This window comes from Actinocatenispora rupis (genome assembly GCF_016861975.1).
Lineage (GTDB): Bacteria > Actinomycetota > Actinomycetes > Mycobacteriales > Micromonosporaceae > Actinocatenispora > Actinocatenispora rupis.
The window spans coordinates 59,132-80,572 of sequence record NZ_BOMB01000010.1 but is presented as its reverse complement, the minus strand read 5'-3'; the positions used below and the strand labels follow the sequence as shown (position 1 = coordinate 80,572).

The 21,441-nt window shown below is 73.1% G+C and carries 20 protein-coding genes and 1 pseudogene; 12 read left to right on the top strand and 9 right to left on the bottom strand.

The genetic code is table 11. The features are described from left to right. Positions 1–29: 29 nt before the first annotated feature. Positions 30–212, top strand: a pseudogene (locus Aru02nite_RS37555) (helix-turn-helix domain-containing protein); the annotation flags it as partial. An 18-nt stretch (positions 213–230) separates the two neighbouring features. Here the strand turns inward: Aru02nite_RS37555 and Aru02nite_RS36545 are convergent. Then, complete coding sequence (locus Aru02nite_RS36545; RefSeq protein ID WP_239076533.1) at positions 231–467, bottom strand: hypothetical protein; 237 nt, start codon at positions 465–467, stop codon at positions 231–233. Between Aru02nite_RS36545 and Aru02nite_RS36540 the strand changes: the two genes are divergently transcribed. The 5 genes from Aru02nite_RS36540 (at position 454) to Aru02nite_RS08565 (ending at position 6,381) form a co-directional block, all read left to right on the top strand. After that, positions 454–1,032, top strand: coding sequence for a hypothetical protein (locus tag Aru02nite_RS36540; RefSeq protein WP_239076531.1), 579 nt, complete (start codon positions 454–456; stop codon positions 1,030–1,032). The two genes, Aru02nite_RS36545 and Aru02nite_RS36540, sit on opposite strands and share 14 nt — an antisense overlap. Positions 1,033–1,072: 40 nt before the next feature. Continuing rightward, positions 1,073–2,059 (top strand): aldo/keto reductase, encoded by a 987-nt coding sequence (locus Aru02nite_RS08580; protein WP_203656422.1) that lies wholly within the window; start codon positions 1,073–1,075, stop codon positions 2,057–2,059. A gap of 133 nt (positions 2,060–2,192) precedes the next feature. Further along, complete coding sequence (locus Aru02nite_RS08575; RefSeq protein WP_203656421.1) at positions 2,193–2,846, top strand: pentapeptide repeat-containing protein; 654 nt, start codon at positions 2,193–2,195, stop codon at positions 2,844–2,846. 225 nt (positions 2,847–3,071) lie between these two features. Beyond that, positions 3,072–3,260, top strand: a complete 189-nt coding sequence (locus Aru02nite_RS08570; protein WP_203656419.1) for a mersacidin/lichenicidin family type 2 lantibiotic — start codon at positions 3,072–3,074, stop codon at positions 3,258–3,260. Between the two features lie 70 nt (positions 3,261–3,330). After that, positions 3,331–6,381, top strand: a complete 3,051-nt coding sequence (locus tag Aru02nite_RS08565) for a type 2 lanthipeptide synthetase LanM family protein (protein ID WP_203656418.1) — start codon at positions 3,331–3,333, stop codon at positions 6,379–6,381. Between the two features lie 18 nt (positions 6,382–6,399). Here the strand turns inward: Aru02nite_RS08565 and Aru02nite_RS08560 are convergent, their stop codons facing one another. Next, positions 6,400–6,822, bottom strand: a complete 423-nt coding sequence (locus tag Aru02nite_RS08560) for an SRPBCC family protein (protein WP_203656417.1) — start codon at positions 6,820–6,822, stop codon at positions 6,400–6,402. A gap of 48 nt (positions 6,823–6,870) precedes the next feature. On the opposite strand from Aru02nite_RS08560, the gene Aru02nite_RS08555 reads away from it, so the two are divergent. Next, positions 6,871–7,569, top strand: coding sequence for a TetR/AcrR family transcriptional regulator (locus tag Aru02nite_RS08555; RefSeq protein WP_203656416.1), 699 nt, complete (start codon positions 6,871–6,873; stop codon positions 7,567–7,569). Positions 7,570–7,575: 6 nt separating this feature from the next. On the opposite strand, the gene Aru02nite_RS08550 is transcribed toward Aru02nite_RS08555, so the two are convergent. Next, on the bottom strand, positions 7,576–7,965 hold the full coding sequence (locus tag Aru02nite_RS08550) for a VOC family protein (protein ID WP_203656415.1): 390 nt from the start codon (positions 7,963–7,965) through the stop codon (positions 7,576–7,578). A gap of 261 nt (positions 7,966–8,226) precedes the next feature. Between Aru02nite_RS08550 and Aru02nite_RS08545 the strand changes: the two genes are divergently transcribed. Continuing rightward, positions 8,227–8,967 carry a phosphotransferase gene (locus tag Aru02nite_RS08545; RefSeq protein ID WP_203656414.1) on the top strand — a complete coding sequence of 247 codons (741 nt, stop codon included), beginning with the start codon at positions 8,227–8,229 and terminating at the stop codon, positions 8,965–8,967. A gap of 15 nt (positions 8,968–8,982) precedes the next feature. On the opposite strand, the gene Aru02nite_RS08540 is transcribed toward Aru02nite_RS08545, so the two are convergent. From Aru02nite_RS08540 to Aru02nite_RS08515, 6 genes are all read right to left on the bottom strand, one after another. Then, positions 8,983–10,209 (bottom strand): MFS transporter, encoded by a 1,227-nt coding sequence (locus Aru02nite_RS08540; protein ID WP_203656408.1) that lies wholly within the window; start codon positions 10,207–10,209, stop codon positions 8,983–8,985. A gap of 117 nt (positions 10,210–10,326) precedes the next feature. Next, entirely contained in the window at positions 10,327–12,315 is a 1,989-nt protein-coding gene (locus Aru02nite_RS08535; protein ID WP_203656407.1) for an outer membrane protein assembly factor BamB family protein, read from the bottom strand. Positions 12,316–12,330: 15 nt separating this feature from the next. Further along, positions 12,331–13,317 carry a hydroxyacid dehydrogenase gene (locus Aru02nite_RS08530; RefSeq protein WP_203656406.1) on the bottom strand — a complete coding sequence of 329 codons (987 nt, stop codon included), beginning with the start codon at positions 13,315–13,317 and terminating at the stop codon, positions 12,331–12,333. A gap of 11 nt (positions 13,318–13,328) precedes the next feature. Next, positions 13,329–14,171 (bottom strand): carbohydrate ABC transporter permease, encoded by an 843-nt coding sequence (locus tag Aru02nite_RS08525; RefSeq protein ID WP_203656405.1) that lies wholly within the window; start codon positions 14,169–14,171, stop codon positions 13,329–13,331. Positions 14,172–14,174: 3 nt separating this feature from the next. Beyond that, complete coding sequence (locus Aru02nite_RS08520) at positions 14,175–15,104, bottom strand: carbohydrate ABC transporter permease (RefSeq protein WP_203656404.1); 930 nt, start codon at positions 15,102–15,104, stop codon at positions 14,175–14,177. A 73-nt stretch (positions 15,105–15,177) separates the two neighbouring features. Beyond that, positions 15,178–16,449: an ABC transporter substrate-binding protein gene (locus Aru02nite_RS08515; RefSeq protein ID WP_203656403.1), complete on the bottom strand. Its 1,272-nt coding sequence runs from the start codon at positions 16,447–16,449 to the stop codon at positions 15,178–15,180. A 237-nt stretch (positions 16,450–16,686) separates the two neighbouring features. Here Aru02nite_RS08515 and Aru02nite_RS08510 point away from each other — a divergent pair, with 237 nt between their 5' ends. The 4 genes from Aru02nite_RS08510 to Aru02nite_RS08495 all read left to right on the top strand — a co-directional run bounded on the left by Aru02nite_RS08510 (position 16,687) and on the right by Aru02nite_RS08495 (position 21,366). Next, positions 16,687–17,727, top strand: coding sequence for an NAD-dependent epimerase/dehydratase family protein (locus tag Aru02nite_RS08510; RefSeq protein WP_203656401.1), 1,041 nt, complete (start codon positions 16,687–16,689; stop codon positions 17,725–17,727). Then, positions 17,728–18,738 carry a dihydrodipicolinate synthase family protein gene (locus Aru02nite_RS08505; RefSeq protein WP_203656399.1) on the top strand — a complete coding sequence of 337 codons (1,011 nt, stop codon included), beginning with the start codon at positions 17,728–17,730 and terminating at the stop codon, positions 18,736–18,738. Positions 18,739–18,756: 18 nt separating this feature from the next. Beyond that, on the top strand, positions 18,757–20,016 hold the full coding sequence (locus Aru02nite_RS08500) for a helix-turn-helix domain-containing protein (protein WP_203656397.1): 1,260 nt from the start codon (positions 18,757–18,759) through the stop codon (positions 20,014–20,016). Positions 20,017–20,124: 108 nt separating this feature from the next. Then, on the top strand, positions 20,125–21,366 hold the full coding sequence (locus Aru02nite_RS08495) for a DegT/DnrJ/EryC1/StrS family aminotransferase (RefSeq protein WP_203656395.1): 1,242 nt from the start codon (positions 20,125–20,127) through the stop codon (positions 21,364–21,366). The last annotated feature ends 75 nt before the right edge of the window (positions 21,367–21,441 follow it).

Below are 21,441 nucleotides of genomic sequence, written 5' to 3'. Positions count from 1 at the left end.
CGGACCAGTAGCCTTGTCCAGAAGCGGACATGGCACCAACCGGCCAGGAGGCGCGGATGTTGGAGGCGGTCGGCGTCACCCCGTCGGACGAGGCGGTCTACCGCGCGTTGCTGCGCGCACCCCGGAGTACCGCGGCGGACCTGGCGGGCGGGCTGCGGCGCGACACCGGTTCGGTGCGCCGCGCCGTACAGCGGCTCGAACAGCTCGGGCTCGTCACCCGGCTGCCGGCCCTACGTACCGAGGCGGACCGGGACGGCCGGGCGGTGCGGCTGGTGGCGTCCCGGCCGGACGTCGCCGTCGACGTGCTCGTCGCCCGCCGCCAGGAGGAACTCGCGCGCCCGCGAGTCCGCCCGCGCGCTGCTCGCCGAGCAGGTCACCGAGGACGAGCGGCGCCCGGACCGGCTCGTCGAGGTGGTGCACGGGCGCGAGGCCGTCGCCACCCGGTTCGCCCAGATGCTCACCGCCACCGAACGCACCCTCGACGTCTTCGACCGCCCGCCGTACGCGGTGGCCCACGACAACGCCGAACCCGTGGTACGCGGCAAGCTCCGGCGCGGCGTCACCGTCCGCGGCGTGTACGCGCCGGAGTCGCTGGACCGGCCCGGCGCCCTCGCCGAGGCCCGCGACGCGGCCCGGCTCGGCGAGCAGTCCCGGCTGCACCCGCACGTACCGATGAAGCTCGCCGTCGCCGACGCCCGGCTCGCGCTGCTGCCGCTCGCCTCCGGCGAAGCCGTCGACGGCGCGCTCGTCGTACACCCGTGCGCGCTGCTGGACGCGCTGCGGGCGCTGTTCGACCTGCTGTGGCAGCAGGCGGTGCCGGTGTTCCGGGCCGAGGGCGGCCCATCCGGCGAACACGACGCGCTGCTCACCGCGCTCGCCGCCGGGCTCAAGGACGACGCGGTCGCCCGGCAGCTCGGCACGAGTACCCGGACCGTACGGCGGCGCATCGTCGAGCTGACCGACACGCTGCACGCGCGTACCCGGTTCCAGGCCGGGGTACTCGCCGAACGCCGCGGGCTGCTCGGCCGCTAGCCCGCTGCGTACCGCGGGGGCGGGTGGCAGAGTGGGGCGTATGGAGTACACGAATCTCGGCCGGACCGGGCTGTCGGTCTCCCGGCTGTGCCTGGGCACCATGAACTTCGGGCCCCGGACCAGCGAGGCGGACAGCCACCAGATCATGGACCGGGCACACGAGCACGGCATCAACTTCTTCGACACCGCCGACGTGTACGGGTGGCAGCGCGGCGAGGGTGTCACCGAGCAGATCCTCGGCCGCTGGTTCGCCCAGGGCGACGGCCGGCGCGAGCGCACCGTCCTCGCCACCAAGGTGTACGGCGAGATGGGTGACTGGCCGAACGAGCGCGGCCTGTCCGCCCGGCACATCATCGCCGCCTGCGAGTCGTCCCTGCGCCGCCTCAAGACCGACTGGATCGACCTCTACCAGATGCACCACGTCGACCGGAACACGCCGTTCGACGAGATCTGGCAGGCGATGGAGATCCTTGTCGCGCAAGGAAAGGTGCGCTACGTCGGGTCGTCCAACTTCGCCGGCTGGCACCTCGTCGCCGCGAACGAGGCCGCCCGCCGCCGCAACTTCCTCGGCCTCGTCAGCGAGCAGTGCATCTACAACCTGCTCACCCGCTGGGTCGAGCTGGAGGTCGCACCGGCCGCGCAGGAGTACGGGATCGGGCTCATCCCGTGGTCGCCGCTGCACGGCGGGCTGCTGTCCGGCGCGCTGCGCAAGGAGCGGGACGGCACCGGCGCCCGCTCCGCGGAAGGGCGTTCCCGCGACGGGCTCGCCGAGCACCGCGACACCATCGAGGCGTACGAGAAGCTCGCCGCCGAACTCGGCCAGGATCCGTCGACCGTGGCGCTCGCCTGGCTGCTGTCCCGTCCCGCCGTGACCGCGCCGATCATCGGCCCGCGCACGCTCGACCAGCTCGACTCCGCCGTACCGGCCGCGACGCTCACGCTCGACGAGGCGACGCTGACCCGGCTCGACGAGCTGTTCCCCGCGCCCGGCAACGGCGGTCCCGGCCCCGAAGCCTGGGCCTGGTGACCACTCGCGGCGGGGCCACCCCGGCCCCGCCGTACGGTCGGGTTCCCTTGCCGCACCGGCAGGTCCGTGCTGTGGTCCGCTTGGCGGTGCGCCGGTCGCGAGGAGTGTCGGACCCGGCCGGTACGGTCGCCGGATGGAGTTCCGGAAGTACGACGAGCGGCGGTCGCTGCGGCGCCCCACGATCGACGAGGACCTGACCGAGGGCGGCGAGCTGTCCGGCGAGCTGGACGTCTCCGGCGCGCGGTACGAGGGGGTCTCGTTCACCGGCGCGGAGGGTGACGGCGACCTCGACCGTACCGTGTTGTCCCGCGTCGACCTGGCCGAGACGCGGTACACCCCGCTCACGCTCACCGACGTGTCGTTCACCGGCGTCGACGTCTCCAACGCGCAGTGGTCGAACCTGGTGGCCCGGCGTACCGAGCTGGTGTCGTGCCGGGCGACCGGCTGGGGTGTCTGGATCGCCCTCGCCGCCGACCTCTACGTCGGCGACACCCGGCTCGACTACGCGCACCTGCACATCGAGCGCACCAAGGGTCTCGTCGTGTTCGAGCGGTGCACGGTCGACCAGGCGCGCATCTCCGGCGACCTGTCCCGCGTGCTGTTCCTGGACTGCGATCTCGCCGGGGTCGAGTTCCAGGCGGCCACGGCGCGCGGGTGCGACCTGCGCACGTCCCAGCTCACCGGCGCGCGCGGCCTCGCCACCCTGCGCGGCGCCCGCGTCACCGCCAGCCAGACGGTCACGATCGCACCGCAGCTCGCCGCCGAGCTCGGCCTGACCGTCGAGTGACACTCCCGGATCCGTTGCGACACAACGGATCCGACCCACAACCCGATCCCGGTACGACTCGCCGCGGCGCGCCGGCCGGTGGAGGCCGGCGTGGCGACGCTGGGTGAGGGGCGGATCGGTTCAGGTTACCGGCCGGGAAATGGGGTATCTCATAGCAACCTTTCCCGTACGTTGGGATCTCTCTAGCATTGCGCTGTTTCCAGCCGTTCCGACGAGGAGGTCCGAATGACCGGTGCAGATCTCGTACGTGCGTGGAAAGACGAGGACTACCGGCTGTCGCTGACGGCCGACGAGATGCCGGACCACCCGGCGGGCACGCCGGACGCGGAGATCTACCTGACCGCGGCGGGCGGGCGCACGCTCAACACCTGCGAGTCGTACTCCAGCTGTTACCACCTGTGCAGCGCGTGGTGATGGGCTGAGCGCGGCCCCGGCGTCCGGTGGGCGCCGGGGCCGCGTCGCGTACGGACGTCGAGGAGGTCGGGTGGATCAGCTACGGCGGGCGGCGGCGCGGGCGGTTCCGTTGGCGGAGCGGGGAACGCCGCCGGACCCCGACGCCGGTACGGAGCGGTCCCGGGCGCGGGCGGCGCGGATCCTGGCGCGGTGGCGGGCGCAGCCGCCGTTCGACTCCGGCGACGCGTTCGCGCGCCGGCTGGCCGCCGACGGTACGGACGAGGCGGCGGTGGCGGCGTGGCTCGCCGCGCCACCGGACGAGCCGGTGCGCGGCGGCTGGGTGGACCGGCTGGTCGCGGCGTTCGAGCGGCCCGCGGCGGCCGATCCCGTCACTCCCCCACCCGGGTACGAGTTCGCGGCGCTGGTGTCGCCGCTGCTGACCGACGCGCGGGACCGGCTCCGGGCGGCGGTGCCAGGGCGTGCCGCGGACGTGGCGCTGCTCGTACCGGCGCTGGCGGTGACGGCGCACGAGATGGCGACGCGCACGATGCTGCTGGAGCTGAACGTGGCGCGGGTGACGGAGCGGCTGACCGCCGACACGCCGCGCGGGCGGTACGCGGAATTCGTTGCGGGGCTTGGCGATCCGGCGGTGGCGGTGCCGTTGCTGGCCGAGTACCCGGTGCTGGCGCGGTTGCTGACGACGGCGGCGGACCAGTGGGTACGCGCGGGCGCCGAGCTGCTGACCCGGCTCGCCGCGGACCGGGCGGCGCTGGCGGAGACGTTCGGCGGCGGGGCGGATCCGGGGCCGGTGGCGGCGATCCGGACCGGGCTGGGCGACCGGCACCGGGACGGCCGCGCGGTCGCGCTGGTGGATTTCGCGTCCGGGCTGCGGGTCGTGTACAAGCCGCGGTCGGTGGCGGTGGACGGGCACGTCGCGGCGCTGGTCGATTGGCTCAACGGGCAGCTGGCCCGGCCGCTGCGGATGCCGGTGACGCTGGCCCGCGACGGGTACGGCTGGGTCGAGCACGTGGCGGCGCACCCGAGCGACGACCCGGCCGCGTTCTACCACCGGGCGGGCAGCCTGCTCGCCGTGCTGTACCTGCTGGACGCGGTGGACTGCCACGCGCAGAACCTGGTGGCCGCCGGCAACCAGCCGGTACTCGTGGACCTGGAGACGGCGCTGCAGCCGCAGTTTCCCGACCGGGACAAGGATCTGGGCCCGGCGGAGGTCGCGGCCCGCGACGGCACCCTGCACTCGGTCCTGCGGTCCGGGCTGCTGCCGCAACGGTCGTGGACGTCCGGCGGCGACGGCGGCACCGACGTCTCCGCCCTCGGGTACGCGCCGGGTGCGGACCCGGGTCGCCCGGCACCGGCGGTGGCGGGCGCGGGCACCGACACGGCGCGCGTGGCGTACCGGCGGACGCCGCTGGCGGGCATGGCGGACGCGCGGCCGGGCGCGACCGTACACCCGGTCGATCATCTGTCCGATGTGGACAGTGGCTTCGCCGAGGCGTACCGGATCCTGGCCGGGGACAAGGGATCCGTGCGGAAGCTGCTCGGCGCGTTCGCCGGCGACGAGATCCGGCTGCTGCGCCGCGACACGCTGGAGTACGGGTCGCTGCTGCGCGCCGGGCTGCACCCGGACCTGCTGCGCGACGCGCTCGACCGGGACCGGCACCTGGACCGGCTGTGGGTGCTCGCCGACCGGCAGCCCGGCGTCGCCGACTTCCTGCCGTACGAGCGGGACGACCTGTGGCGCAACGACATCCCGTTGTTCACCGTACGCGCGGACGGTGTCGACGCGGTGTCCACGACCGGCGCGACGATCCCGCGCGCGGTGCCGCGGTCCGCGCTCGACGCGGTGCTCGACCGGCTGGATCGGCTCGACGAAGCCGATCTGGCCCGGCAGCGCGACCTCTGCGCGGCGGCGATCACCGCGGTGGCACCGACGGAGACCGCGCCGACCGGATACCCGTTCACCCCCACCACCCCCGACGCGGTACGCGAGCGCGCGGTGGCGGCGGCGGCGCGCGTCGGCGACGAGCTGGTACGGCTGGCGTACCGGGCGGACGGCGAGCTGGCGTGGGTCGGGCCCAACCTGACCGCGGACGGCTGGGTGCTCGCACCGCTCGGCCCCGAACTGTACGGCGGGACCGCCGGACCGGCGCTGTTCCTGGCGTACCTGGACGACGCGACCGGCGGGTACGGCGCGGCCGCCGACGGCGCGGCCCGTACGCTGCGCCGCCAGGTGGACCGCCGCGCGGAGACGCTGACCGGCGGCTACGGTTCCGCCGGAGGCGTGCTGTACGCGCTGGCCCTGCTGCACGCGCGGCGCCCGTCGCCGGAGTACTCGGGGCTCGCGGCGCGGCTGGTCCGGCGGATCGCGGCCACCGCCGGCGACGATGCGACCCTCGACGTACTCGGCGGCTGCGCCGGCAGCATCGGCGGCCTGATCGCCTGGTACGCAACGGATCCGGCCGGCGCGGTACGGGACGCGGTGCGCCGCTGCGCGGACCGGTTGTGCGCCACGGCGCGGCCGGGGCCGGTCGGGCACGGCTGGCTGCCCGACACCCTGGCGTCGGTCGCGGACCGGCCGCCGGCCGGGTTCGCGCACGGCGCGGCGGGCTGCGCGTGGGCGCTGGACGGCGCGGCCACCCTGCTCGGCGACGAGCGGTACGCGGCGGCCGCCGCCGACGCCCGCGCGTACGAGCGGACGCTGTTCGACGAGGACGCGGGGACCTGGTGGGACGTGCGGGTGCCGCGCGACTCGGCCACGGCGTACCCGGTGGCGTGGTGTCACGGCGCGACCGGCGTCGGCCTGTCCCGCCTCGGCGTGCCGGGCGCGTCCGACGAGCTGACCGCCGCCCGCGCCACCGTACTCCGGGCCGGCTTCGGCCACGACTTCTCGCTCTGCCACGGCGATCTGGGCAACCTGGACCTGCTGCTGTCCACATCGGACAGTGCCGCCGACCGGTACCTGGCCGGCATCCTCGACGGGCTCGACGAGTACGGCTGGCTCGGCGGGATGCCGCGCGGTGGCACCGGTCCCGGGCTGCTGGTCGGCCTGGCCGGCATCGGCTACGGGCTGCTGCGCGCCGCCTCCCCCGCCACCGTTCCCTCCGTCCTCCGGATGTCCCGCTGACGCCGGCCGGACGACGGCTCAGGCCGCCTCGCAGAAGCGGCGGATGCCGTCGGCTTCGAGCGCCAGATACCGCTTGATCCGGCCGCCGACGAGGACGCCGAGCGCGGGCGCGAGCAGGCCGGTGTGGTTCATGCTGAGCGTCGCGGTGGTGGTGCCGTCCGGTCCGGGCGAGAGGCGGTGACCGGCGACCAGGGTGGTGCCGGCGGTGCGGGCGGTCCAGACGAACGACTCGCCCGGCGTGGACTCGGTGACCTCCCAGACCATCGGCCGCATGGACGGCTGCTTGACGGCGGCCCGGCTGCCGACGCCGAACTCGCCGGTGTCCAGCCGGCGGACCCAGGTCACCGACGGCGTCCAGTCCGACCAGTGCTCGACGTCCGTCCACACCCGCCAGATCCGCTCCGCGGGTGCCGCGATCCCGATCTGCGTCTCGACCTGCATCGTTCCTCCTCGGCTCGTGTACCAGATGGTACATGTACCATCTGGTACATGCCCGCCCGAGCCGAGCCCCACCGGACCGACGCCCGCAGCACCGAGGCGCGCAGGGCCGGCGTGCCCCGCGCCAAGGCAGGCCGTACCGGGGAGACACGCCGTGCCGGGGAGAAGGGCGCCGGAGCGCGCCGGGACTCGCCACGCCGAGCGCTCCTCGACGCCACCATCGGGCACCTCGCCGAGCACGGCACCGACGGGCTCACGCTGCGCGGACTCGCCGCGGCGCTGGGTACCAGCCACCGGATGCTCATCTACCACTTCGGCGGCAAGGACCAGCTGCTTGTCGAGGTCGCCCTGGAGATGGAACGCCGGCAGCGCGACGCGTTCGCCGACATCGGCCTCGCACCGGGCACCGATCCCCGGCGCGCCATGCGCAGCATGTACCGGCAGCTGTCCGACCCGACGCTCACGCCGTACATGCGGCTGTTCTTCGACCTGTACGGTCGCGGCCTGCGCGGCGATCCCGCGGCCGGCTCGCTGCTCGACGGCGTGGTCGAGCAGTGGCTGGCGCCGCTCACCGAGTTCATCGCCGCCCAGGGCGTACCGGCGGGGAAGGCCGCGGACGACGCCCGGCTGGCGCTCGCCGTCGCCCGCGGGCTCGCCCTCGACGTGCTCACCACCGGCGACCGGGCCGCGGTGGACCGTGCCGCCGAGCGGTTCTTCACCCTGATCGAGGCGGACTGGCCGCCCGCGTGAGCGTCGTCAGGAACTCGGCCGGGCGAGCTGCCAGAGGCCGACGGTGTTGCCCTCGGTGTCGGTGAAGTACGCGGCGAATCCCATGTCCCCCACCGGTTGCCGGCCCAGCAGGGTCTTGCCGCCCAGCTCCTCGACCTTGCGCAGCGCGGCGTCGATGTCCTCGACGTCGACCGTGACGATCGGGTGGGTCAGCGGCTCCTGCCGGTGCATCATGCCGCCGTTGATGAACCCGGGCTCGGCGGGCATCCCCTGCTCGGTGCCCGGCCCGGTCTGCACCATGGTGTACTCCATCTCCGGCATCGGCATCATCGTCCAGCCGAACGCGTCCGCGTAGAACGACCGGGCCCGCGCCACGTCGTCCGCCGGGATCTCGAAGTGCACGATCCTGCCGCTCATGGTCATCCGCCCCTTTCGGAGGTACCCGACACGACGCCGTACCGGTGGCCGGCGTCCGGGTCTGCCGTGGACCCCGGCGTACCGCGTGGCCGGCCGGGACTCCGGCACCGACCCTAGAACCGCGCCGGCACACCGGTCCCGGATCGGGCGAAGATCCCCCGTTCCGCACCCGTACATCGGCCGATCAGCGGGCTGGATCCCTACCGGCGGACGGTGTCGCCGGCGATGGACGGGCTGGGGGCAATTTGCCAGGATGACCGGATGGACGTTCCGGGTACGGTGGCCGCCGCGGCGGCACGGTTCGGCGTACCGGCCGGCGAACTGCGGGTGCTGCCGGGCGCGACGGGCGACACGTGGTCGGCCGGCCCGCACGTCCTGCGGATGGTCCGGCCCGGGCGCGTCGCGGCCGAACTCGCCGCGCACACCGCCGCCGCGCGGGTCGTACCGGTGCCCGAGGTCCTCGACCGGTACGAGACGGCCGGCTCGGCGGCGCTGCTGCTGCGCCGGCTGCCGGGCGTACCGGCCGGGGACCGGACCGGGCTGGATCCGGCGGCCGCGCGCCGTCGCGGTCTCGCCTGCGGTCGGGTGCACCACCTGCTCTCCGCGGTACCGGCGCCGCCGGAGCTGCCGCCCGCCGTCGCCGCGCCGTACGCCGGGGATCGGTTGCTGCACCTGGATCTGCACCCGTTCAACGTGCTCGTCGACGAGGGCGCCGCGGTCACCGGCGTACTCGACTGGGCGAACGCCGCCGCGGGACATCCGGACCTGGACCGGGCGCGTACCGCGGCGATCCTGGCCGGTGACCCGACGGCGCGGGCGCTGGCGGCGGATCCGGTGGCGGCGGCGCTGTTCGCCGGCTGGGCGGAGGCCGCGGGATTCGCCGCGCTCGGCCCGGAGGCGCGCCGCTGGGCCCGGGACCACCTGCTCGCCGACCTCGCCCACCGGTACTCCCCGGCCGAGCTGGCCGACACCGCTGCGGCCCTGGACGCCCCGCCGTCGTGACCGGCGGGCGGACGGTCAGGGCTCGACGGGGGCGGGCGCGCCGGGGCGCCGTTCGCGGGTGACGCCGGCGAGCAGCGCCATCACCGCGGCGAGCGCGCCGATCAGCCAGAGCGCGTGTTCCAGGCCGGTGTGCCGGGCGATCATGCCGACGAGCGGCGGGCCGACCAGGAAGCCGGTGTACCCGATCGGGGTGACGAGCGCGATCGCCTCGGCGGAGCGGCCCGGGGTGTCGCCGGCCGCGCTGATCACGGCGGGGAACACGATCGCGGTGCCGAGCCCCCACATCGCCGCCCCCACGTACGCCCCGGCGGTGACCGGCGAGAGCAGCAGTACCACGACGCCGGCCATCGCGAGCAGGGCGCTGAACCGTACGGCCCGGCCGCGACCGAGGCGGCCGATCGTCCACGTACCGGCGGCGCGGCTCGCGGCCATCGCGATCGCGAACACCGTGAACGCGGCGGAACTGGCGGCCGGGCTGGCGGATCGTACGTCGTTGAAGTAGATGCCGAGCCAGTCGGACGCGGCGCCCTCGACGAGGGTCGCGCACGCCATCACGACGCCCATCATCACGAACGGCCAGGTGAGGATGCGGCCGGCGTGCCGCGGCCGGGACGCTTCTGCACCGGACCGTACGGACTCCGCCGGCGTGGCGTGGCGGCCGTCCCGCAGGAACAGGGTCAGCAACCCGAACGTGCCCAGCCCGAGTACGGCGGCGGCGATCGCGAAGTGCGCCGGTACGGGCAGGTGCGCGCCGGCGGCGGCGGACCCGATGCCGGCCGCGACGAAGCCGCCGACGCTCCAGACCGCGTGGTACCGGGGCATCCAGGCGCGGCCGGCGGCGGCCTCGACGCCGTGCCCGTGGATGTTCATGGCGACGTCCCACGAGCCGAACCCGAAGCCGAACACGACGAGGGTCAGGCCGAGCGCGACGACCGAGTGCACCAGGCCGAGGCCGACCAGCCCGGCCATGCAGACGACCACCGAGCCGGCGACCGCGATGCGGCTGCCGAAGCGGGCGGCGACCCGGCCGGTCAGGGGCGCGGCGGCGACCGACCCGATGGCGCTGCCGAGCAGCGCCACGCCGAGCGAACCGGGGTCCGCCGACAGCGCGGTCCGTACCTCGGGCAGCCGGGAGATCCAGGTGGCCGAGACGGCACCGGACAGCGCGAAGACGCCGCCGGTGGCCAGCGCCGCCCGGCGCAGGACCGGGTACGGCGCGGACGCCAGGGTCGTAGCACTCACCGGTCCAGCCTTTCAGCCGCCGGGGCCGGCGCCGAAGATCAAGTGGTGGATCTCACCGACGCCGGTCCACCCACCGGGATCCGGTACCGGGCCGGCCGGCGACCAGGCCCGGTCCGGTCAGTTCGGATCGAGCCGGTACAGGGTGGGCCCGTCGGCGAGGTACAGCGCGTCGGGACTGGCGGCGAGCGCGGTCGCCGCGTGGTCGAGTACCAGGTCGGTGGCGAACGGGCGCGGCGTGACGCGGTACAGGTAGCGGCCCTGGACCAGGGCGTACAGGGTGCCGCCGGCGCGGACGAGACGTTGCGCCACCGAACCCGTCGGCGCCCGGAGTTCCTTTCGTACCAGGACGTTCCCGGTGCCGGGATCGGCGACGAACACGGTGCCGTCGGCGACTCCGTACAGCAGGCCGCCGTGGGCGAGGACGGTCACCTGCGGCGCGTCCGGCACCGGGGTGGTCTGCCACAGCACCTTCCCGGCCCGGGTGTCCCACCCGAACAGCCGGCCGGCGTCCTGCGTCGGCGCGGGCTGGGAGTACGAGTTGAAGATCGAGGTGCCGCCGAACAGCCGGGTGCCGATCGCGCTGAGCGACACGACGCTGGAGTCCGTGACCGGCTGGTACGAGGTGGTCTCGCCGGTGGCCGGGTCGTAGCGCAGCAGCAGGCCCTGGAGGGTGGTGAGGTCGGCGGCGGTGCCGAGGTAGACGCGGCCGGCGACGACGGCGACGGCCTTGCCGCGGTTCTGGTGCTGCGCGGTCAGATCCGCGACGCGGACCGGGTTGTCGGGCGTGCCCGCCGGCCCCGGATCGTACTCGGGGCTGCTCCAGGGTTTGGCCGGATCGTAGTGGTAGAGCCGGGATCCCGGGTACGCGCCGAGCCACAGCGTGCCGTCGCCGGCCGGTTCGATCGACTCCAGCTGGGCGAACCGGTGGAACGTGGTGGTCGATCCGTCCACTGTGGACAGGCCGCCGTTGAGGAAGCCGCCCGCGTACACGACGCCGGAGTCGGCGGCGAGCGACAGGACCGGGATCGGCTCCCGGCGCACGTCGGTGTCCCGGACGTCGCTCCTGCCGGTCGTCGGGTTGTACCGGAAGATCTGGCCCCGCCACAGCAGCCCGACGAGCGTCTCCCCCGGCCAGTCCGGGTCGGTCAGCGTCGCCCAGCCGATGCCGCGGTTGTTGAGGATCCGCCCGGTGAAGCTCGGCCCGACCGGCGTCACCGTCCCGCCGTCCGGCTGGTACGCGGAGAGCACGCCGCTGGTGCCGTCCATGACGGTGAAGTACACGGCGCCGTCGGGGCCGGGTGGGGAGACGTTGAGGCCGGCGGCGTGCTCGACCTGGTCGGTGAAGGCGCCCGACGCCAGGTCGTACACGCAGAGCGGGGCGTCGGACGCGCCGCCGATCCGCACGTACAGGCGGTTGTCGTACGCGTTGAGGTCGTACACGCCGTTGTGCGCGGGATCGGTGTCCGCCGGGACCGGGATCTCCTTCGTGGCACCGGATTCCGGGTCCAGCTCGATCAGGTGCGCGACCTGACCGGTGCCCACGTACACCTTGCCGTTCGCGCACGCGATCGCCTGCGCGTACGTGATGCCGGCGGCGAGCTGCCCGTAGTCGCGCACCTTACCGGTCGCCGGGTCGTACGCGAAGGCGCGGCCGGTGCCGATGGTCGCGCCGTACACGGTGCCGTCGGCGTCGATCGCCAGCGCCTGCACGTACGTCTCGTCCGGCAGGACCCGCCCGAGGTCCTCGATGCCGTCCGCGCCGGGCTTCCGCCGGTACAGGTGGCCGTTGGCGTACGTGCCGACGTACACGGTGCCGTCGGGTGCGGCGCGCACCGCGTACGCGCCGCCCGCGCCGGGCAGGTCCAGCGACAGCAACGCCTTGCCGGTCAACGGATCGACGGCGTTCAGGTGCGCCGGCGTACCGGACGACGCCGACCACAACCACGTCGTACCGTCGTCGCCGCGTCCGGTGCAGCCGCCGATCAGCAGCACGTCCGCCAGCGGTACGCCGAGGTCGGTCAGCGCCGGTCCGGCGTGTGCCGGGGTGGCGAGCGCCGCGGCGCCGATCGCCGCCGGTACCGCCGCCAGCAGGGTTCTGCGCCGCATGTGCCCTCCAGGGGGTCAGGCCAGATGGTCGTATCTGTCGCGGGTCACTTCGTGCCGGAGTGGTTGTCCGGTAAGGAAACGCTCGATCTCGTCGACGGCGATCCGGCCCTGCGCTTCACGCGACTGGACGCTCGCGCCGGCCTCGTGCGGGGTGACGATGACGTTCGGCAGGCGCAGCAACGGATGGCCGGCCGGCAGCGGCTCCACGTCGAACACGTCGAGCCCGGCGCGCAGACGGCCGGACACCAGTTCGGCGGTGAGCGCCTTCTCGTCGAGTACGGCGGACCGGGCGGTGTTGACGAGGATCCCGCCGTCGGGGATCAGCGCGAGTTCGGCGGCGCCGAGCATCCCGGTCGTCTCGGCCGTCACCGGCGCGTGCACGACGACCACGTCGCTGTTCGCCAGCAGCGTCGCCAGGTCGACGCGGGTCACGCCGAGCGAGGCCGCGTCCGCCGCCGACAGGTACGGGTCGAAGACGGTGACGGCGGCGCCGAGCGCGCGCACCATCCGGACGAACGACCGCCCGGTACGGCTCGCGCCGACGACCCCGATCCGTTGCGCCGGAAGCTCTCCGCCGAGCCCGCCCCACTCGCGGGACGACCAGTCCGCCGCCGTGTACATCGCCCGGTCGTACGTGTGGACGTTGCGCAGCAGGTTCAGGCAGAGGGTGAGCGCGAACTCGGCGACCGCGTCGGCCATCGCCGCCGCCGACTGCGTCACCTGTACGCCGTGCTCCAGAAGCGCGGCGGGGACGACGTGCCGCACCGATCCGGCGGCGTGCGCGACCAGCCGCAGCGCCGACGACTCCGGCGGTACGCCCGGCAACGCCGGCGACCCCCACCCCGTGACGACCACGTCGTACGCCAGCAGTTCGGTTGCGGTGCAACGCTTCCCCGGGTCGTCCCGGGTGACGGTACCGAGCGCGTCGAGCCGCCCGACCTGCTCGGCCGTGAAGAACTCCGCGTACTGCTCGGGCGGCAGCGAGAGGTGGATCCGGGGCATCGCGGGCGTCCTCACTTCAGTCCGCTGGTGGCCACGCCGCGGACGAAGTGGCGCTGCAGCAACACGTACACGACGAGAATGGGCAGGAAGGTGAGGACCGCCGCGGCCATCGTCACGGTCAACGACGAGTCCTGCGCCTGGAGGCTGTTGAGGCCGACGGTCAGCACGTAGTGGTCCGGCGAGCGGGTCGCGACCAGCGGCCAGAGGAAGTCGTTCCAGTGCCACAGGAAGACGAACACGCCGAGGGTGGCGAGGATCGGCTTCGTCTGCGGCAGCACGATCTGCCAGAACAGCCGCAGCTCGCCGGCGCCGTCGATGCGGGCCGCCTCGATCAGCTCGTCCGGGATGCCCATGATGAACTGCCGCATCAGGAACAGCGCCTGCGTGTTGGCCAGCGTCGGCACGATCAGGCCCCACCAGCTGTCCAGCCCGTCCATCCGCGAGATCAGGATGAACTGTGGGATCAACGTCAGGTGGTACGGCACCATCAGCGTCGCGAGCAGCGTCCAGAACATCACGTTGCGGCCCAGGAACCGCTTCTTCGCGAACGCGTACGCGGCGAACGAGGCGAACAGCAACACCAGCACCACGCTGACCACCGAGTACACGGCGGTGTTGAGCATCCAGCGCAGCACCTGCGCGTGCGCCAGCACGTCGGCGTACGCGCCGAGGTTGACGTGGAACGGCAGCAGCGCGTCCGGCAGCGACAGCGACTGGCCCTTGCGCAGGGACAGCACGACCATCACGTAGAACGGGAAGATGGTGGCCAGCGCGACCAGCGTCAGCGGCAGGTGCGCCCACAGCTTCCGCTTGGTACGCCGGGACATCCGGGCGCCTTTATCCACAGTGGACACGTCTCAGTCCTCCCGGAACAGACGCCGCTGCACGAGCGACACGACGAGCGTGATGGCGAACAGCACCACGCCCGCGGCGCTGGCGTACCCGAAGTCGAAGTAGTGGAAGCCCTGGTCGTACACGAAGAAGACGAGCGAGTAGCTGGAGCGGACCGGGCCGCCGCCGGTCATCACGTAGATGACGTCGAACACCTGGAACGACTGCACCAGCTCCAGGATCACCACGAAGAACAGCGCGGGTTTCAGCTGCGGCACCGTGATCCGCCAGAACCGTTGCCACGCCGAGGCACCGTCGATCATCGCCGCCTCGGTGTACTCCTTCGGGATCGCCAGCAGCCCCGCGAGCAGGATGAGCATGTCGTACCCGAAGCGGGTCCAGACGCTCAGCAACGACAGCGACGGCAGCACCATCGCGCCCGACGACAGCCACGGCACCGGCCCGACACCGATCAGCCCGAACAGCGCGTTCAGCGGGCCGTGCTCGGCGTACAGCCACTGCCAGATGACGCCGGTGGTGACCAGGCTCGTGATGACGGGCAGGAAGTAGAGCCCGCGGTAGATCCGGATGCCGCGGATGGACCGGGCGCACAGCTGCGCCATCACCAGCGCCACCAGCAGCGTCAGCGGCACCGCGATCACCGTGTACACCGCGGTCACCCGCAGCGCGTTCCAGAACAGCGAGTCGGAGAACAGGCGCTGGAAGTTGTCCAGGCCGCGCCACTCCACGATCCCCGTGATCTGGTACTTGGCGAGGCTCAGCAGCATGCCGGCGATCGTCGGCAGGATCCGGAACACCACGAACAGCAGCAGGTACGGCGCGACGAACAGCAGCGCGATCCCGCTGCCCGACCGGCGCAACCGGCTGAAGCGGGGCGGTCGCGCGCGCCCCGGCGTACCGGCCTCGTCGGCCCGCGGCACGGTCTGGGTCGTCATCGGCATGCTCCTCGCGTCGTACCCACGTCGGAGCCGCCGCCCGACTCCACGAGCCGGGCGGCGGCGGGCGTCGTCAGCCCCGGGCCAGCTGCTGGTTGGCGTCCTTCTCGGCGTCGGCGAGCGCCTGCTTGACGCTCACCTTCCCGAGCAGCGCCGCCTGCAGGTGCGGCTTGATGACGTCCATGAGCTGACGCGGCGCCGACGCGTTCGTGACGCCGGTCTTCATGTCGCCCAGGTACTTCTCCGTGTCGCCCATCAGCGGCTGGCCGGACAGCAGGCTACCGGCCGACACCCGCGGCGACGAGTACACGTGGTCCACGTCGAACGCCTTGAGCTGCGCCGGCGCCGAGATCCACTGCACCCACGCCTTCGCAGCCGCGGCGTTCTTCGAACCGGACAGCACGCTCAGCCCGCCGACCGTGCCGTACCCGACGGAGGTGGTCTCCTTGAGCGGCGAGGCGGTCTGCCAGTCGGTGGCCTTGAAGCCCGGGCAGACGGACAGTTCGGCGGTGGAGGTGGCGAAGCCCATCGCGGCCTTGCTCGTGCAGAGCACGCTCTGGTCCGGCTTCGGCGTGACCGTCAGGCTGTCCTTCGGCACGTATCCCTTGTCCACCAACGTCTTCAGGAACGTCAGCGCCTTGACCCCGGCCGGCGAGTTGAACGCGGCCTTCTTGCCGTCCTTGCTCAGGACGTCGCCGCCGGCCTGCCACAGGAACGGGTAGAACGTCTGGTTCAGCGTGGCGTCCGGGGTGGCCACGTAGTCGGTGAGGTACAGGCCCTTCTTCTTGAGCTTGGCGCCGTCGGCGAGCGCCTCGTCCCAGGTGGCCGGCGGGGCCGCGATGCCGGCCTTCTTCAGCAGGTTCTTGTTGGCGATCGTGGTCGTCACCGACATCAGCATCGGCACGCCGTACAGCTTGTCCTGGTACGTCATCGCCGACAGCGCGTTCGGCCGGAAGTCGGCCTTGTCCTTGGCTACCACGTCCGAGACGTCCGCCAGCGCGCCCGTGTTCGCGTACTGCGGGACCTGGTCGGGGATCAGGTACACCACGTCGGGGCCCTTGCCGCCGGCGATGGCGGTGGTGAGCTGCTCGTCGCGGTTCGCCCAGGGCTGGACGACGACGTTGACGTTCACCTTGGCGTACTTCTTCTTGAAGGCCGCGACCTTCGACTTCCACCAGGTGTTCTCGATGTTCTGGTTGATCGGGTAGATCCACATGGTGACCGTGCCCGAGACCTTGCTCGGGTCGCTCGGCACCTTGGCGTCGCCGCCCGAGCCGCAGGCGGCCAGCGCGGACAGCGCCAGCGCACCGGCGGCGACCAGGGCGGTCGTCTTGCCCCACCGCATGTGTGAACTCCTCGCTCGCCGGTACGCCCGGCGCTCACGCGTGCTGATCGCTCCCCAGGGACCGCGCCGCGACCAAATTACGGTCGTGGCTCAAATCTCGTCAGACACTAAACAGGCGTGAACACCCTGGTCAATACCCCACCCCGATGCCGCGCTCAGATTGACGGCACCGGCGATGACCCGATAGTTTCGGCACGACCTAAATGGGGCATGACCCTGCACAGACTGGGTGGTGTGATGACGCAAGGTACCGCGGGCGAGCCGCTTCTCACCGAGATCGCGCGCCGGGTGCACGAGCCGACCGGGGCGGACGTCGAGCGGCTCGCCGCGACCGACGGCGACCTGGTGGTGCTCGGCGCCGCCGGCAAGATGGGCGTCAGCCTCGCCCGGATGGCCGCCACGATCTTCGCCGCCCTCCCCGGCAACCGCCAGGTGTACGCGGTGTCCCGGTTCTCCGACCCCGCCGCGCGCGCCGAACTCGACGAGGCCGGCGTCCGTACGGTGGCGGCCGACCTGTCCGACGACGCCGCGCTCGCCGGCCTGCCCGACGCCGCGAACGTCGTGTACATGGTCGGCCGGAAGTTCGGCACCAGCGGCGGCGGCGAGCCCCTCACCTGGGCCGTCAACACGTACCTGCCGGGCCGGGCCGCCTTGCGGTACAAGGGATCGCGGTTCGTGGCGTTCTCCTCGGGCAACGTGTACCCGCTGGTGCCGGTGGGGTCCGGCGGCGCCGACGAGACGACGGCGCCCGGCCCGGTCGGCGAGTACGCGCAGTCGTGCCTCGGGCGGGAACGGATCCTCGCGCACGTCGCCGAGACCACCGGTACGCCGATGGCCATCATCCGGCTCAACTACGCCATCGACTGCCGGTACGGGGTGCTCACCGACCTGGCCCGTACGGTCGCCGCCGGGGAACCGGTCGAGCTGGGCAACGGCGCGGTCAACGTGATCTGGCAGGGCGACGCCAACCGGTACGTGCTCGGCGCGCTCGCGCACGTCGACACGCCCCCGCTGTACCTGAACGTGACCGGCCCGGAGACCGCGTCGGTCCGCTGGCTCGCCACCGAACTCGGCCGGCGCCTCGGCAGGGAGCCGGTGTTCGCCGGTGCCGAGGCCGACACGGCGCTGCTGTCCAACGCCGGCCGGTCGTTCGGCCTGTTCGGCTACCCGCGGGTGACGCTCGCCGAGATGCTGGACTGGACCGTCGCGTGGCTGTCCGGCGGCGGTGCGCTGCTGGACAAGCCGACCCACTTCACCGAGCGCAAGGGCACCTTCTAGATGCTCACCGACGACAAGCGGGCGCGACTGCGCGAGGGCCTGGTCATTCCGGCGCACCCGCTGGCCCTCACCGCCGACCGCGCCCTCGACGAGCCCCGCCAGCGCGCCCTCACCCGGTACTACACGGACGCGGGCGTCGGCGGGCTGGCCGTGGGCGTGCACACGACGCAGTTCGAGATCCGGGCGCACGGGCTGTACGAGCCGGTGCTGCGGATGGCCGCCGAGGAGGCCGGACCCGACCCGGTGCTCGTCGCCGGCGTACTCGGGCCGACGGAGAACGCGGTGGCCGAGGCGAAGATCGCCGCCGACCTCGGGTACGACCTGGCCCTGGTGGCGACGCCGGGCTGGGGTGACGCGCCCGACGACGAGATCCTCGCCGGGGTCGCGGCGGTCGCCGAGATCATGCCGGTGTTCGGGTTCTACATCCAGCCGACCATCGGCAAGCGCCGCTTCGGGTACGAGTTCTGGCGCGGGTACGCGGAGATCCCCGGGGTGGCCGCGATCAAGGTCGCCCCCTTCGACCGGTACGCCACGCTCGACGTGGTGCGCGCCGTCGTCGAGGCCGGCCGCTCCGACGACATCGCGCTGTACACCGGGAACGACGACAACATCGTCGCCGACCTGGTCACGCCGTACCGGTTCGGCGAGCGGACGGTGCACATCGTCGGCGGCCTGCTCGGCCAGTGGGCGGTGTGGACGCCGGCCGCGGTCGCCCTGCACGCCGAGGTACGCGACGCGGTCCGGTCGGGCGGCCCGGTGCCGCTGGACCTGCTGGCCCGGGGTGCCGAGCTGACCGACGCGAACGCCGCCGTGTTCGACGTGGCGCACCGGTTCACCGGCAGCATCGCCGGCGTCAACGAGGTACTGACCCGGGACGGGCTGCTCGCCGGGAACTGGTGCCTGTCCGACCACGAACGCCTGTCCCCCGGCCAGGCCGACGAGATCAGCCGCGTCATCCGGGACCACCCGGCCGTGACCGCGGTCCCGGCACCCCGCACCGGCAACGCTTGACGTGGCACGATGCAGGGCGTGATCGCACGTACCGAGGGCACCGACATGAAGGTCGACGTCGGCGTGGTGGGCCCACCCGACCTGGTCTCGGTGGTCGAGCAGGTGGCCGCCCGGGAGTACCCGCTGCTGTCGGTGCACTCGTTCGCGTACCAGAACGAGGCGAAGGCGGTCGACCTGGTGCGGTCCGGCCGGGGCAGCGTGGACGCCTGGCTGTTCACCGGGATCATCCCGTACACGCTGGCGCAGGAGGCCGGGGTGCTGGACCGCCCCGCCACCTACATCTCGTACACCGGGGCCTCGCTGTACCGGGTGCTGGTGGGGCTGCTCGCGCGCGGGCTGGACACCGAGCACGTCAGCATCGACACGCTGGAACGCGACCAGGTGGTCGAGGCGTTCAGGGACGCGGCGCTGCCGGTGGACGGCGTCAAGGTGCTGGAGTACCGGCGGGGGCGGGACTCGGCGCGGTTCGCCGACTTCCACCGGGCGGCCGCCCGCGGCAACCCGCGTACGGTGGCGATCACGTGCGTGCGCTCGGTGTACGAGGCGCTGTCCGGTGACGTGGAGACGATCCGGCTGTCGCCCGCGGTCGCCTCGGTACGGGCGGCGCTGCGCACCGTCGTACTGTCGTGCGTCGGCCGGGTCAGCGCCGACGCACAGGTGGTACTCGGGTTCGTGGACCTGTCCGACCCCGACCCGGAGCTGCCCGACGACGTGAGCGCGCTCGCCGGCAGCGTCTTCTCGGTGCACCAGGGCCGGTACGTGCTGGTCACCACGCGCGGCGTACTGGAGGAGTCGAGCAACGGGTTCCAGCACCTGCCGTTGCTGTCGCAGCTGGCGCGGCGGCACCTGTGGGCGCACGTGGGGCTGGGTGTCGGGCGGTCGGCCGCGGAGGCGGAGGCGCTGGCCCGGCACGCGCTGGCCCGGTGCCGTTCGGTCGGGCCGTTCTCGGCGGTGGTGTCGCTCGGCACCGGCAGCGACATCGTACTGGCGGAGCCGGAGAAGGAGCAGAAGCCGGACGGGCCGGTGCCGTTGCTGGTGGCCGCGCGCCGTTCCGGGCTGTCCCGGGCCACTCTCGGCCGGCTCAAGACGATGCTGGAGTCGCACGAGGAGGAGGGCGTGACGGCCGGCGACGTGGCCGCCGCGCTGGAGATCGAGCCACGCTCGGCCCGCCGTACGTTGAAGCGGTTGGAGCGGGCCGGCGTCGCGCAACCGATCGGCCGCGTACTGGCCGGCACGACCGGTCGCCCGCCCACGATCTACCGCATCCGGCTGGAGTGACCCGCACGGATTCCGGTGCGGTTGAGCCAGATCATGCGCCGGGAGGGTTGCCTCGCCGTACCCGCGTGGTTATGGTCAGGACCATAATCTCCACGGAGGGATGCGCTGATGGTGGCGATCGAGGGCGGTACGCCGGTGCGGAGCGCGCCGTTCCCGTCGGTGTCCGACGCGTCCGGGCGCACGTTCGGGCCCGAGGAGGCCGAAGCGCTCGCCCGGGTCGTCGAGTCCGGCACGCTGTGGCGGGTCAACGGCACCGAGGTGCCCGCCCTGGAACGCGAGTTCGCCGAGTACGTCGGAAGCCGGCACGCGGTCGCCAGCACCTCCGGTACGGCCGCGCTGCACCTGGCCGTCGCCGCCGTCGACCCCGAGCCGGGCGACGAGATCATCGTCCCGCCCATCACCGACTTCGGCACCGTCATCGCCGTACTCGCGCAGGGTGCCGTGCCGGTGTTCGCCGACGTCGACCCGGTCACCGGCTGCCTGACCGCGGAATCGGTGGCGGACAAGCTTTCCGAGCGCACCCGGGCGGTCATCGTGGTGCACCTGTTCGGCGGTCCGGCGCCGGTCGCCGACATCGTCGCGGTGTGCCGGCCGCGCGGCGTGCGGGTCATCGAGGACTGCGCGCAGGCGTACCTGACGGTGCCGGCGGGCGGCGGGTTCGCCGGCACGTACGGGGATCTGGGGTGCTTCAGTCTCCAGCAGTCGAAGCACATCAGCGCCGGTGACGGCGGGCTCACGGTGACCGACGATCCGGCGCTGGCGCGGCGGATGGCGCTGTTCGCGGACAAGGGCTGGCCGCGCGACACCGGCGAGCGCACGCACCTGTTCCTGGGCCTCAACTACCGCATGACGGAACTCGTCGCGGCGGTGGCGCGGGTGCAGCTCGGCCGGCTGCGCGGGGTCGTCGACGCCCGGCGTTCGGTGGCCCGGCGGCTGGTCGAAGGGCTGTCCGACCTGCCCGGCCTGCTGCTTCCGTCCACTGTGGACGACCACAGCTTCTGGCTGTTCCCGATGCGGCTGGACCCCGCGCGGGTCCCCGTCACGAACTCCGAGTACGCGAAGGCGCTTGTGGCGGAAGGGATCCCGGTCACCGCGGGCTACCTCGACCGCCCGGTGTACCTGGTGCCCGCGCTCACCGAGCGCCGCACGTACGGCACCTCGGCGTACCCGCTGACGGCGCCACCGGCCCGCCGCGAGTTCACGTACGCCGCGGGTGACTGCCCGGTCGCCGAGACGCTCATCGACGAGACGCTGCTGGTCCTCGCGTGCAACGAGCGCTACATCGACGCCGACGTCGCCGACATCGTCACCGCCGTCCGCGCCGTCCACCACCACTTCCAGAGGTCATGACGGATGGCGTGTCGGCGCGCGCCGGGGCCAGGACGACGCTGGGGGCGTTGTCGGCACCGGCGCATACGACACCGG

Coding starts and splice junctions, on each gene's coding strand:
- Aru02nite_RS08535 (WP_203656407.1), bottom strand. CDS start 12,315: ATGCGGCGCAGAACCCTGCTGGCGGCGGTACCGGCGGCGATCGGCGCC.
- Aru02nite_RS08495 (WP_203656395.1), top strand. CDS start 20,125: ATGGTGGCGATCGAGGGCGGTACGCCGGTGCGGAGCGCGCCGTTCCCG.
- Aru02nite_RS08545 (WP_203656414.1), top strand. CDS start 8,227: ATGGACGTTCCGGGTACGGTGGCCGCCGCGGCGGCACGGTTCGGCGTA.
- Aru02nite_RS08580 (WP_203656422.1), top strand. CDS start 1,073: ATGGAGTACACGAATCTCGGCCGGACCGGGCTGTCGGTCTCCCGGCTG.
- Aru02nite_RS08520 (WP_203656404.1), bottom strand. CDS start 15,104: ATGACGACCCAGACCGTGCCGCGGGCCGACGAGGCCGGTACGCCGGGG.
- Aru02nite_RS08530 (WP_203656406.1), bottom strand. CDS start 13,317: ATGCCCCGGATCCACCTCTCGCTGCCGCCCGAGCAGTACGCGGAGTTC.
- Aru02nite_RS36540 (WP_239076531.1), top strand. CDS start 454: ATGCTCACCGCCACCGAACGCACCCTCGACGTCTTCGACCGCCCGCCG.
- Aru02nite_RS08515 (WP_203656403.1), bottom strand. CDS start 16,449: ATGCGGTGGGGCAAGACGACCGCCCTGGTCGCCGCCGGTGCGCTGGCG.
- Aru02nite_RS08570 (WP_203656419.1), top strand. CDS start 3,072: ATGACCGGTGCAGATCTCGTACGTGCGTGGAAAGACGAGGACTACCGG.
- Aru02nite_RS08575 (WP_203656421.1), top strand. CDS start 2,193: ATGGAGTTCCGGAAGTACGACGAGCGGCGGTCGCTGCGGCGCCCCACG.
- Aru02nite_RS08510 (WP_203656401.1), top strand. CDS start 16,687: ATGACGCAAGGTACCGCGGGCGAGCCGCTTCTCACCGAGATCGCGCGC.
- Aru02nite_RS08560 (WP_203656417.1), bottom strand. CDS start 6,822: ATGCAGGTCGAGACGCAGATCGGGATCGCGGCACCCGCGGAGCGGATC.
- Aru02nite_RS08550 (WP_203656415.1), bottom strand. CDS start 7,965: ATGAGCGGCAGGATCGTGCACTTCGAGATCCCGGCGGACGACGTGGCG.
- Aru02nite_RS08505 (WP_203656399.1), top strand. CDS start 17,728: ATGCTCACCGACGACAAGCGGGCGCGACTGCGCGAGGGCCTGGTCATT.
- Aru02nite_RS08555 (WP_203656416.1), top strand. CDS start 6,871: ATGCCCGCCCGAGCCGAGCCCCACCGGACCGACGCCCGCAGCACCGAG.